We start from the raw sequence: 12592 nt of genomic DNA, 5'->3' as shown, positions 1-12592 counted from the left end.
CGACACCTCTCGCCGCACCGCTCACCACCCACCCTCACTGACGCACTCACCACGCCCTCCCGCGCGGGCAGCGCCGCCCGCGCGCCGCCCCCTGCCGCCGTAGCCACATCCGTACGCGACCTGGAGCCACCATGCCCACCTCCGCACCGCCCTCCCCTGCCCCCGGCCGCCACCGACCCGCCCTGAAGATCCCGCACCTGGGCGACTTCCACGTGCCCCCGCGCGTCGTGTTCATCTCGGCGCTCGCCATACCCATCGGCGCCGTCGCCGCACTCGTGGCGACGGGGCTGCTGAAGCTGATCGCGCTCATCACCGACCTCGCCTTCCTCGGGCGGCTCGGCTTCGGCACCGCCGTTCCCGCGGACACCGCGCACCGCTGGCTGCTGGCCGTGATGCCGGTCGTGGGCGGCCTCGTCATCGGGTTCATGGCCCGCTACGGCTCGGAGAAGATACGCGGGCACGGCATGCCCGAGGCCATCGAGTCGATTCTCGTCGGAGGCAGCCGCGTTCAGCCGCGTGTCGCCGTGCTGAAGCCCGCCTCCGCCGCGATATCCATCGGCACCGGCGGCCCGTTCGGCGCCGAGGGGCCGATCATCATGACCGGCGGTGCCGTCGGCTCCCTGCTCGCCCAGTTCCTCAAGGTCACCACGGACGAGCGCAAGGCCCTGCTGGTGGCCGGTTCCGCCGCCGGCATGGCCGCGACCTTCAACGCGCCGCTCGCCTCCATCCTGCTCGCGGTCGAGCTGCTGCTCTTCGAGTGGCGGCCGCGCTCCTACCTGCCCGTCGCCGTCGCCGCCGTGACCGCCACCCTGGTGCGCGGTCCGCTGCTCGGCACGAAGCCGCTCTTCGCCGGCGCGCACGTGCCCGACCACATCGGCCTGTCCGCGTACGGGCTGTGCGTCGTCGCGGGCACCGCGGCCGGACTGCTCGCTCTCGGCGCCACCGCCCTCGTGTACCTCTCCGAGGACCTGTTCGCCCGGCTGCGCGTGCACTGGATGTGGTGGCCCGCGATCGGCGGCGTGATCATCGGCCTCGGCGGGCTCGTCGAGCCGCGCGCGCTGGGTGTGGGGTACGACGTCATCGGCGCGCTGCTGACCGGGCACGCCACCACCGGACTGATCATCGGCATCCTGGTCGTGAAGACCCTGATCTGGGGACTGTCGCTGGGCTCGGGCACCTCCGGCGGCGTCCTCGCGCCCATGTTCATGGTGGGCGGCGCACTCGGCGCGGCCGAGGCCCTGGTCTTCCCGCACGTCAGCCCCGGCTTCTGGGCGCTGGTCTCGCTGGCCGGCGTGCTCGGCGGCGTCATGCGCTCCCCGCTCACCGGCATCGTCTTCTGCCTGGAACTCACCCACGAGGTCAACGCCCTGATCCCGATGGTGATCACCGCGTCGGCCGCGTACCTGCTGTCGGTGGTGCTGCTGAAGCGCTCGGTACTGACCGAGAAGCTCGCCCGGCGCGGCATGCACCTCACCCGCGAGTACTCCGTGGACCCGCTGGAGGTGCATCTCGTACGGCAGTTGGAGACGCCCGTCGGCGTCACGTTCGCCGCCGGCCGTACCGCGGGCGAGGTCACCGCCGAGCTGCGCGCCGCGCACGAGGCGGGCGACCCCGAGGGGCTGCTCGCGCAGCGGCTGTACCCGGTCCTGGACGCGGACGGCGCTCTCGCCGGAGTCGTCACGCGCGGCACGCTCGTCCACGCCGACCCGGCCGACCCCACTCCGCTCGGCGAGCTGGCCCGGCCCGCGGTCACCGCCCATCCCGACGAGACCCTGCGCACACTCGCCAACCGCATGGCCGAGCACGAGGTCACCCGGCTGCTGGTGGTCACCCGCGAGCCGAAGCCCCGTCTGGAGGGCATCGTCAGCCTCCGCCATCTGCTGGCCGCGCGCCGCATCGACCTGCACGAGGAGCATCACGCCGAGCGGGTCCTGACCCTGCGCCCCCGGCGCCGCACCCCGGCTCCGGCCCCGGCCACCAGCTGAAACCCGGTCGCGGAATGAAGATGGAGAGACGGACTACCCCTCGACGGGACCCGACCGGCCCGAGTACGAGCCGCGGGGCTGCCCGCGCGGCGCATCGTTCTCCTGGTACACCTACTCCCCCACCCGCGTGCGGTACCCCCATGTGCGCGGCGTGCTCCTGGAGTTGTACCGCGAGGCCCGCGCCCGGCTCGGCGATCCCGTGGCCGCGTGGGCGGAGGTCACCTCCGACCCGGTGAAGCGGCGGCGCCACCAGTCGGCGCGCGGCAAGGGCGGCCTGGCGCGGGTGAGTTGGCAGGAGGCACTGGAGATCGCCGCCGCGCACGTCCACACCATCGCCGCGCACGGGCCCGACCGGGTCGCCGGGTTCTCCCCGATCCCGGCGATGTCGATGGCCTCGCACGCGGTCGGCGCCCGGTTCATGTCCCTGATCGGGGCGCCGATGCCGTCGTTCCACGACTGGTACGCCGACCTTCCCGTCGCCTCGCCGCAGGTCTTCGGCGACCAGACGGACGTGCCCGAGTCCGGGGACTGGTGGGACGCCGCGTACCTGATGCTGTGGGGCTCCAACGTCCCGGTGACCCACACCCCGGACGCGCACTGGATGACCGAGGCCCGCTACCGGGGGCAGAAGGTCGTCGTGGTCTCCCCGGACCACGGGGACGCCGCCAAGTTCGCCGACGAGTGGCTGCACCCGCACCCGGGCGCCGACGGCGCGCTCGCGATGGCCATGGGCCATGTGATCCTCACCGAGTTCTTCGTGCGGCGCCAGGTGCCGTACTTCACCGACTGCATGCGCCGCTTCACCGATCTGCCGTTCCTGGTCGGGCTGGAGGAACGGGACGGGCGGTGGGTGCCGGGCAAGTTCGTCACCGCGGCCACGCTCGGGCTCGGCGAGGAGGACGGGAACCTGTTGCTCGCCCAGTACGGGGTCGGCCGCCCGGACCTGCCCGGCGCGTGGGCCACGGACTACGCGGACGCCGGCCGGACGTACACGCACGCCTGGCAGGAGGCGATCACCTCGGTGCCGGCCGCGGCGGTGGAGCGGGCCCGGGAGTTCGCGGACACGGCGGTCAGGACCCGGGGCCGTTGCATGATCGTGACGGGGGCGGGCACCAACCACTGGTTCCACTCCGACACCGTCTACCGCGCCTTCCTCACCCTGCTGCTGCTCACCGGCTGCCAGGGCGTCAACGGCGGCGGCTGGGCGCACTACGTCGGCCAGGAGAAGGTGCGGCCGTACACCGGCTGGCAGCAGCTCCAGTCGGCCGCGGTCCGGGTGCGGCCGTCCCGGCAGACGTCGGGGACGCCGCACTGGTACCTGCACACCGACCAGTGGCGCTACGACCCGCACGGCGCCGACGCGCTCGCCGCGCCCACGGGCAAGGGGCTGTTCGCCGGGCGGCACACCGCCGACCTGGTGGCGCAGTCGATGCGGCTGGGCTGGATGCCCGCCGCGCCCGCCTTCCGCGCCAACCCGCTCGACCTCGGCCGCGCCGTCCGGGACAGCGGGCACGATCCCGACGAGTGGGCTGCGGCTCAACTAGCCGATGGCGGCTGGAGTTCGCGTGCGAGGATCCGGACGATCCCGCCAACTGGCCCCGGGTGCTGACTGTCTGGCGCGCCAACCTGATCGGCTCCTCCGCGCAGGGCAACGAGTTCTTCCTGCGGCATCTGCTCGGCGCGAGCGACAACACGCACGCCGAACAGGCCCCGCCCGGGTCCCGGCCGCGCGATCTCGTCTGGCACGAACAGGCGCCGCGCGGCAAGCTCGATCTGCTGCCGGCGCCGGACTTCCGGATGACGTCGACCACGCTCATGGCCGACCTGGTGCTGCCGGCCGCCACCTGGTACGAGAAGCACGACCTGTCCAGCACGGCCATGCACCCGTTCGTGCACGCCTTCTCGCCCGCGATCAGCCCGCCGTGGGAGGCGCGGACCGACTTCGAGATCTTCCCACGCGCTGGCCGCGCGGTTCGGCGAGCTCGCCGCGGGCCGGCTGGACGTGGCGTACGACCTGGTGGCCACCCCGCAGACGCACGACACCTTGGGCGAGACCGCCCAGCCCGGCGGGACCGTCGCCGACCGGCGCGAGGGGCATCCGGCCCGGCCGGGCCGCATCCTCCCGCACTTCACGGTGGTCGAGCGGGACTACACGGCCGTGACGGACCGGCTCGCCCCCCTCGGGCCGCTCGCCGAGGAGCACGGCATGACCGTCAAGGGCGTCACCGTACGGCCGGCCGCGGAGGCGCGCCGGCTGGCCGCCCGCTGCGGCACCGCGCCCGCCGGGCCGGCGCACGGGCGGCCGCTGCTCGACACCGACGTCAAGCTGTGCGAGGCGATCCTCGCGCTGTCCGGGACGGCCAACGGGCGCCTGGCGGCCGAGGGGTTCGAGCGGCTCGCCGAACGGTGCGGCCCCGGCAGCGGGTTCGCGACGCTCGCCGAGGCCGTGCACGAACGGCCCTACCTGTGCCTGGCCGTGCTGGTCGCGGGCACCGTCTGGCGCTACCGCTACGACCGCTTCGGCTTCACCACCCGCTCCAGCCGGCTGCACGAGTCCCGGCTGCTGCGGCTCGGCGCGCCGATCTTCCGCTACGCCCTGTTCCTCTTGATCGGCGGCCATGTCACGGGGCTGCTGGTCCCCGAGTCGCCGACCCGGCGGCTGCGCGTCAGCGAGGCCCCGTACCACGCGGTCACGCTGACCATGGGCGGGGCCGCGGGCCTCGCGGCGGCGCTGGGCCTCGGCCTGCTGCTGTACCGCAGGCTGCGGGTGCCCGCCGTACGCCGGGCGACCAGCCGCAGCGACCGTCTGACCCCGCCGCCGCTGGCGCTCGTCCTGCTCACGGGCCTGACCGCCACGGTCTCCTCGGTGACCGCCCCCTACGACCACCGGCTCGGGGTGGCCGTCTGGTTCCGCAGCCTGTTCGCCCGCGACCCCGACGTCGACGCCATGGCCCAGGCCCCGCTCGTCCACCGGCTGCACGCCCTGCTCGCGCCGGCCCTGTTCGCGCTGTGACCGTTCGGCCGGCCGGTGCACACCTTCGCCGCCCCGCTCGGCCACGCCGTACGCCCCTACGTGGTGTACCGCTCACGGGGCGGAGCGCTGCCCACGCGCCGGTGACCACGGGATGCGGCCTCACGGCCGGCCGGGGTCGACCTGCCGGGCGAACGCGTCGTACGCACGGCCGTCGAAGAGGACGAAGCACACTTCTGCGACGGCGGTCGGGGTGCCGCGCACCGTCTGCACGGCGATGCGTGCCGCGTCGTCCATCGGCCACCGGTACACGCCGGTGGAGACGGCGGGGAACACGACGGTGCGGGCGCCGAGTTCGTCGGCCACGCGCGGCCAGGGAGCGCCTGAGCAGCATGGGAGAGGGAATGCTGCTGCATGCCCACTCGTGCGTCACAAGCTCTGCCTCACGGGCGTCGGTCCCAGTCGTCTGGACGGGGGTGGGGACTCACCGCTTCAGCCCCTTGGACTTTCGGCCATCGAGAGCCCTGTCCAACCTGGTTGGGGCGTCGAGGTGTTGGTCTCAACAGGAATAAGCAAGCGAATAGCAGATGTGCTCAATTTCTTGCAACTCCTTGGCGAGATCGACAGATACCTGCCGCGCGACATCCCACCGAGACTCCCCCCATGCAAACACTCTAGGGCCAAGCAGGCTGTCCGCGGGTTGCAGACAGGATTCGATATTCCCGCCGAGGGAGGCCAGATACTCAAGATCAAAGCCAGGCGCAACTGGCACCTCCACAGCCGCCACAGGGGTAGTCGACTTGTAAGGCAGGCCCAGTTTTCGCGAAAGGGAGTAGCAGAGCGCGCAGGAGCGCTTTGCGAAACCGAGGAGATTAGTTACACCACTTGTCCGAGGGTTGCATTCAAGAATGTACGCATCACCTTGCGAGACAACCATATCAATTTGTGCGATACCCCGGTAGCCTGAAGCCCTGATGAGCTTTTCGCAAGGTTCCCTGAGGATTCTCGGCACGTCCAGGGGTGCGCAATATCTGGCCCTAAATACGGGGTTGACAGAGCATCTTGTCGATCCACTGGAAATCCACCCGGTGAAAAATATCTCATCCTTCGAAGCGACAAGCTCGACTGCGAACTCCTGCCCCTCGACGAAAGATTCCACGAGTTTCAGTGAAGGCTTCCTCAGGAGATCCATGAGCTCAGATTCGTTACTGACGATTTTGACACCTTCCTTGCCGGCAGAGCCTTTCTGCTCTTTCACTACCACCGCCCCTCTTCTGCGCATCAGGCTCAGCGCACCCTCGGCGATCCCCGGCCCGCGGCCCGACACCCCGTCTGGCACAAGGATGCCTTCCTGGACACACAGATCACGGGTGCGGGTCTTGTCGAGAAGCAGGTCAATGCCAACCACGCTTGAAGGACCAAGCACCTGAAGGAGAATCTCCGCCGATGCCTCCACGTTATTGTCCGGAATTGCAAAAATGCACACGTCCTGAAAGTCGCGAAGGAAACTCGTCGCCTCGTCGAGAATATCTGCAGTTGGTTCATCACCTAGCGTCAGGAGGCTGACGGCGTTCTCGGCCATGAATCGCTCGCACTCAGCCCAGAGTTGCCGCGCGACCCGGAATTCGTCCCCGGAAAACAAAACAGCGATATTTGACGGTGCTCGCATCTCTTCATATTCCTTCACTTCAAGGCAGCCGTATGGCTTGCGCGCTTCGAGGTGCGTTGTGCGAGAGGAAGGGACACCTGTCATCTCTCCAGTGCCTGTCACGGCACGGTGTCCGATGCCGCAGCGCGTCAGGAGCCGGACCGGCCCCGTAGTGCGCCTCGGCTGATCCGTTGACGCCGCGAGGAACGGTTGACCGGATATCTTTGTTCAGCCTTGCAGGATGGCACTGACTGCTTCGGCGTAGTCCAGCTTTGTGAGCACGGTGGATGACTCCAGGCCATTGACGACAGTGACGAGCTGACGTCCCAGGAGCGCTAGCTGACCACGCTCGGTGGCGCGCGCGCAAACAGGTACTTGACACATCAAGGTCTCCGGGTCGTCGCTCCCGAAGACAATGCTGTCGGATCGCGACACGTCTTCCAGGACGAAGCGGTAGAGCGGAAGCCACGGGCCGTTGTGTGGCCTGCGATACACCTCGTGATAGCGATTCCGCTGAACGATCTCGTATTGGCAGCCGTACTGCTCGTGGATGCCGGGGCGTAGCGCAAGCGGTTCGATGAACGAAGGCCGGCCGAACCCGACGTCGGCAAGCCAGTAGTTCCCGGACATGACGACCGCAATCACGACGTGCGAGAAGTGGTCATTGAAATATCCGTCTTCGTTACCCACCTCCACGACCAGTCGCATGGTGTCAAAGCCGATGTCATCGAGTAGGAGCTGAAACGGCACGTTGAGTTCGAAGCAGATACCGCCTCGAGCATCTTCGATGATTTTCCGGAACGATAGCTCGACGTCACGATTCAGATCGTTCAGGCTCAGTCCACCGGCGAGAACATCGGTGTTGTCGAAGGGGATCGACATCATGTGACGCTTGTGCAGGGACCGCAGCGTCGCGAGGTCAGGTTGTGCTGTGCCCGTGTGCCCGATGCGTTCCAGGTATGCACTGCGGTCGATCATGAGTTGGCCTCTCTCTACGCGGTGATCGCCTTGTCCGGCTCGTAGCCCCACAACCACGTCAGTTCGGTCAGCGACGACGTCGCCATCGCGGTGTCCCGGGCGATCTGCTCGGGACCATCGGGCAGGTGCAGAGTCATGCCGAGTTCACGCGAGACACGCTGGATCTTGCCGACGCGTTCGGAACGCACCCGCATGAGGCGGTGCAAGGCCGAGGGCACCTGCTGCGCGCCGCGGCCCCGAAGTGCGGCGGCGAGGGCCGCCGCGTCCTCGATGGCCTGGTTCGCGCCTTGTGCGGCGTACGGGAGCATCGGGTGGGCGGCGTCGCCGATCAGTGTGATCCTGCCGGAGTTCCACTCGTCGACCGGCTCCCGGTCGACGAGCGCCCATCTGCTGACATGGTCGGCCGCGCCGATGACGGCATGCAGGTCCCGGCTCCAACCGATGTAGGCCTCGGCCAGAGCGTTCACCGAACCCGGAGCGGTCCAGGACTCCTGTTCCCAGGAGTCATCGGCGGGCACACTGGCGCTGAAGCTGACGAACTCCCCGACCGGATAGCACACGAAGTGACGGGCCGGCCCGACCCAGATGACGGCTTTGGGTTCGTCGAACAGATGCCGTACGCGGTCACGGGGAATCAGGCCGCGATATATGACCTGGCCGGAGAAGACAGTGTTGTCAGGGCGTACCGAATTCCGGACCACCGAGCCGATCCCGTCTGCTCCGATCACGATGTCGTGCTCGATACTCGGGTGACCGGTGCTGAAGTCGATCCGGACTTTTTCGCCCTGGTCGGCGACGCTGGTGACGGCCTGACCAGTCCGTACAGCCGGTGCCCTGCGGAGGAGCATGTGGTGCAGGTCGCTGCGGCGGACGCCGTAGTAGGGCGTGCCGAAGAGGCGTTCGCACGAGGCGCCGAGTTGTGTGCAGGCGATGGTGGCGCCGGTGTCCCAGCGGCGGAACTCGCGTGCCTGTAGCTTCGTGGCGCGCCGGCCGAGTTCCTCGGCCAGGCCGAGTGAGTGCAGTACGCGTGCGGCGTTGGGGGCAATCTGCAGTCCGCAACCGATCGAGGGCGCAGCGGGCGCCTTCTCATAGAGGGAGCAGGCCTCACCGTACGTGGCCGCGAAGGTGAGACCGGCGATGCCCGCGCCCACCACCGCTACGGACAACTCGCTCATCACTGCTCCCGACAGAACTCGTTGATCGGGTAGCCGACGTGGCGGTCTTCCTTGGGCAGGTAGCCCAGGACGATGTCGCCTTCGGTCAGTTCGGTGCTGTTGTGCACGACGCCACCGGGCCCGAGAACGCGGACGTGCCAGTCGTCCTGCATGATGATGTTGACTGGTTGCCCATCGGGGGCGATCGCATCGATGGAAATGAGCGGCCTGGTCTCGATCTTCACCCGTCCGACGGTGACTGCCCGCGTGCGGCCCTTGACGTCGACCGCCAGCACGGTGCTGCCCGCCTTGAGCTCGCTGAGGTAGTTGGTTCTGGTGCCCGACGCCACCGTGTAGGAGTGGATGGCGCCGGCATTGACGCGGAACGGTCTGGTCGGCATGTACGGCAGGGGGTGTGTTTCGCTGACGCACAGCACCATGCCCTTGGAGTCGGAGCCGACGAGAATTCCTTCGTCCTGGCGGAGGTAGGTGCAGGTGTCGACGCAGGCACGCTCCCCCATGCCGACGTGGGTGGTCTTGACTACGCGCAGTTCGACCAGTCCGAGGTCGGGAGACTGCAAGGTCGTCGCCGCCTTCAGCGCGGTGATGTCGCCGACGGCGCGCGGTGCCATCATCACGCCGTCGGAACCGTGTTCGAGCACGCCGAAGATGATTTCGGCTTCCTCGACATCCCCGGCGACCGTGATGATCGAGCCGTCGGCTCCGTTGGACGCCGCAAGCACGAGTTCCAGCGGGATCTTGGTCGGGTCGCGGAACTCCAAGACGCTCCACTTCTCGGTTCGACAGGACTCACAAGCCAGGTCGAGGGTTGCTGCGTCGATGATCTCGACGAACCGGCCGACCTCCACCGATTCCAGTGCCTTGGCCGCACAGAAAAGGCCGGGTTCCCTTTCAGCGTCGACGATCACGATGTCGACCGAAGAGAGGTCCTCGGGCAGGGAGCCGGATGCCAGCAGCACGCGCTTGAGAGAGGGGGGCAGGGGCTTCAGGTCGGCGACGTCGGAAGTGAGGACCGCGTCGACGCGCTGGTGCAGTGCCTCCTCGAGGATCGCTTGCTTCGCTTCGGTCACTGAGCGGATGTCCAGCCAGCAGAGCTTCATGAGGTCGCCTTTCTGCTCTTGTACAGACATGAATAGATGGGGCGCAAGCGGCGTGGCACAGCGAAGAGCGCGGCGGATTCAGGCAGCCACGGTGTCGGGCCGGCTGCTGGTGGCTCCCCGGTGGTTGTGCACCACGCCTGCGACGCGCCGGGCAGTGTTTCCGGGGTCCTCGGCCTGGAAGATGTTGCGGCCCATGGCCACCCCTGCGGCTCCGGAGCTCATGACGGCGTCGACGAAGGACACTGTGTCCTCAATCGTTGGCCGTAGGGCCCCTCCGGCCGCCACCACCGGAATGGGCGTGGCGCGGACGATGTCGGCCATTTCGCTTGCTGTGGGGGCGAACGCGGTTTTCACGATGTCCGCGCCGAGGTCGACGGCCAGCGTCGTGGCATGCGAGATCAGTTCCGGTGAATTCGGAACGGTAATTTTCGGACCGCGTGGATAGATCATGGCCAGCAGTGGGACATTCCACATGTCGCACGTTGCACCGACGGTGGCGAGGTCGGAGATCTGGCTTCTTTCGCCCGGGGAGCCGAGGTTGACGTGCACGCTCACAGCGTCTGCCCCCAGCCGCAGGGCCTCCTCGACACTGGCAACCAGGTACTTCTCGTTCGGGTCCGCCGCGTGGACCGTGCCGCCGCTGAGATGAACGACGAGCGATGTCCTGGAGAACGCGGTGTGGTCAAGGTATCGCAGCCGGCCCTTGTGTAGGACGACGGCATCCGCATTGGATATCGCAAGGCGGGAGACGAGTTCTCCCACGTCACCGTCGGGGACGGGAAGCGTGCCGTCGCTGATTGAGTGGTCGAGTGGGACAATCATGAGCCTGCCGGGCACGTGCCGGGACAGCCGCGCGGTTCGAATTCTCTTTCCCAGGCTCTCGTTGCTCGTGCGATTATGGGTCATGATGAGCTCTCCAGGGGTATTGATTCTGCGGCGGGAACGTCGACCAGAACTGCTACGGTCGACGATGAACGTTCTTCATCGTCGGCCAGTCCTTGTACGCGATGCGGGGGATGCTCAATACCTCACCGACAGTGCACCACTCGTCTTTTCCGAGGCGGGCGAGGGGGCGCAACCTGTTGACGTCGGGATGCCCTTCTTCCATGACGGACTCCGAGACCGCCACATGGACGACTCGCCCGAAGACGACTGTTCCGCTTCCCAAGAAGACGGTGCTGTGCAACTGGCATTCGAAGGACACCGGCGAATCAGCGACGCGCGGCGGTTTAACCTTTGCACTCGGCTCGCGCTCAATGCCGACTTCGTCGAACTCGCTCATGTCGGGCGGAAAGTCTGTGGCAGTGGCATTGATCTTCTCGAACAGCGGTTCTGGTGCCAGATTTACAACGAACTCGCCGTTCGCTTCGATATTCGTGAGTGTATCTTTTCTGCCCACGGATTCGAATTGCAGCACGGGCGGCAAAACCGATGCGATATTGAAAAACGAGTGCGGGGCGAGATTGTCGATACCCGCTTCCGATGTGGTGGAGATCCACGCGATGGGGCGGGGTGTGACTGTCGAGGTCAGCAGCCTGTGAACGGTATGCGGGTCTGTTTCGGTCGGATCAAAATCTACGCGCATGTGCAGCCTTCCTTCCTCGGCGCTCTACCAGTAGGCGGTCTGCCGCTGTCGATCGACTGCCAATCCGCTGCCAGGAACGGTGGACGGTTCGACAGCGAATCAGCAGCAGTCCGGCAGCGGCGTCGTTGACTGTGGTGTCCCGCGAGCGGCAGTGGCCACCGGGAGGTCCCGCAGCACTCGGAACACGCAGCCGAGCGGGCTTCGGCCCAGTCGGGAGGGGCGGCGGCCGTACGGGTGTGGTCGACGAGGCGCCGGCGGTACTCGTGGCGAAATTCCTGTCCCCCACTCGCTCAAGCGCGCGGAAGGCGAACCCCATGGAACGACTGCAGAACAAGGTGGTCCTGGTGACCGGCGCCGCCCGGGGGATCGGCAGGGCCTGCGCAGTGCGGGCCGCGGAGGAGGGGGCCGACATGGTGCTGCTGGACGCCCCCGGCACGCTGCCCACCGTCGGCTACGAACTGGGCACCGGTGACCAGTTGGACGACACCGCCGAACTCTGCCGCAAGCACGGTGTCGCCGCGCTGACCCTTTTCGCCGACGTCCGCTCCAGCGCCGCCGTTCGCGCCGCGGTGGACCAGGCGGCCGACCGTTTCGGCCGCATCGACGTACTGATCAACAACGCGGGCATCGGCGCCTCGGCCGGCAAGGCAGCGCACGAGATGACGGAGGAGGAATGGCAGATCTTGCTCGACGTCAACCTGTCCGGCTCGTGGCGGATGCTCCAAGCGGTCGTTCCCCTGATGCTCGCCCTCCAGGGCGGCAGCATCGTCAACGTCGCCTCCACCGCCGGCCTGGTCGGCTACCGGCACTTCGCCGGCTACGTCGCCTCCAAACACGGCCTGATCGGCCTCACCAAGTCCGCCGCCCTCGACTACGGTCCCTTCTCGGTGCGAGTCAATGCCCTGTGCCCCGGCCCGGTCCGGGACGATCCGCGGATGGACGGCGGATTGGGCGGGGTGGTGGCCAACTCCCTCGGCATCAGCCTCGACGAGCAGGACGCCGTTGACCTGGAGTCCGTCGCCCTGAAGACCCTGGTCAACCCAGCCGACATCGCGGACGCCGCCGTCTGGCTCGCCGGTGACGAGTCCCGGAAAGTGACCGGGACCGTGATCGCCGTGGACGCCGGCTTCACCGCGAAATGACCGCCGCC

Annotated in this window: 8 protein-coding genes and 3 pseudogenes; 4 read left to right on the top strand and 7 right to left on the bottom strand. The window is 67.9% G+C overall.

The genetic code is table 11. From position 1 onward, the window contains the following. The first annotated feature begins 131 nt into the window (after positions 1–131). The 3 genes and pseudogenes from BIV23_RS32760 (at position 132) to narI (ending at position 5103) form a co-directional block, all read left to right on the top strand. Entirely contained in the window at positions 132–1985 is a 1854-nt protein-coding gene (locus BIV23_RS32760) for a chloride channel protein (protein WP_079173556.1), read from the top strand. A gap of 16 nt (positions 1986–2001) precedes the next feature. Further along, a pseudogene (locus BIV23_RS32755) lies at positions 2002–4398 on the top strand (molybdopterin-dependent oxidoreductase); the annotation flags it as partial. A 33-nt stretch (positions 4399–4431) separates the two neighbouring features. Next, a pseudogene (narI, locus tag BIV23_RS50710) lies at positions 4432–5103 on the top strand (respiratory nitrate reductase subunit gamma). Between the two features lie 15 nt (positions 5104–5118). Here narI and BIV23_RS32745 read toward each other — a convergent pair. From BIV23_RS32745 to BIV23_RS47225, 7 genes and pseudogenes are all read right to left on the bottom strand, one after another. After that, positions 5119–5325: pseudogene (locus BIV23_RS32745) on the bottom strand (macro domain-containing protein); the annotation flags it as partial. Positions 5326–5515: 190 nt separating this feature from the next. After that, a complete protein-coding gene (locus tag BIV23_RS47230) occupies positions 5516–6709 on the bottom strand; it encodes an ATP-grasp domain-containing protein (RefSeq protein ID WP_079173555.1) in 1194 nt (397 codons plus the stop codon). 123 nt (positions 6710–6832) lie between these two features. Continuing rightward, complete coding sequence (locus BIV23_RS32740; protein WP_071384612.1) at positions 6833–7582, bottom strand: arylamine N-acetyltransferase family protein; 750 nt, start codon at positions 7580–7582, stop codon at positions 6833–6835. A 14-nt stretch (positions 7583–7596) separates the two neighbouring features. After that, positions 7597–8757 (bottom strand): FAD-dependent monooxygenase, encoded by a 1161-nt coding sequence (locus BIV23_RS32735; protein WP_071384611.1) that lies wholly within the window; start codon positions 8755–8757, stop codon positions 7597–7599. Next, complete coding sequence (locus tag BIV23_RS32730) at positions 8757–9857, bottom strand: 3-dehydroquinate synthase II (protein WP_071384610.1); 1101 nt, start codon at positions 9855–9857, stop codon at positions 8757–8759. The genes BIV23_RS32735 and BIV23_RS32730 overlap by 1 nt, the downstream gene beginning before the upstream one ends. A gap of 78 nt (positions 9858–9935) precedes the next feature. Further along, entirely contained in the window at positions 9936–10763 is an 828-nt protein-coding gene (locus tag BIV23_RS32725) for a 2-amino-3,7-dideoxy-D-threo-hept-6-ulosonate synthase (RefSeq protein WP_071384609.1), read from the bottom strand. A gap of 52 nt (positions 10764–10815) precedes the next feature. Continuing rightward, the gene (locus BIV23_RS47225; RefSeq protein WP_079173554.1) at positions 10816–11442 is read right to left on the bottom strand and encodes a flavin reductase family protein; all 627 of its coding nucleotides are present in this window, start codon (positions 11440–11442) and stop codon (positions 10816–10818) included. Positions 11443–11756: 314 nt separating this feature from the next. Between BIV23_RS47225 and BIV23_RS32720 the strand changes: the two genes are divergently transcribed. Next, the gene (locus BIV23_RS32720; protein WP_071384608.1) at positions 11757–12584 is read left to right on the top strand and encodes an SDR family oxidoreductase; all 828 of its coding nucleotides are present in this window, start codon (positions 11757–11759) and stop codon (positions 12582–12584) included. The last annotated feature ends 8 nt before the right edge of the window (positions 12585–12592 follow it).

This window comes from Streptomyces monashensis, assembly GCF_001866665.1.
Taxonomy (GTDB): Bacteria; Actinomycetota; Actinomycetes; order Streptomycetales; family Streptomycetaceae; genus Streptomyces; species Streptomyces monashensis.
The sequence above is the reverse complement of the archived record's forward strand: the minus strand, read 5'-3'. Positions and strand labels throughout refer to the sequence as shown.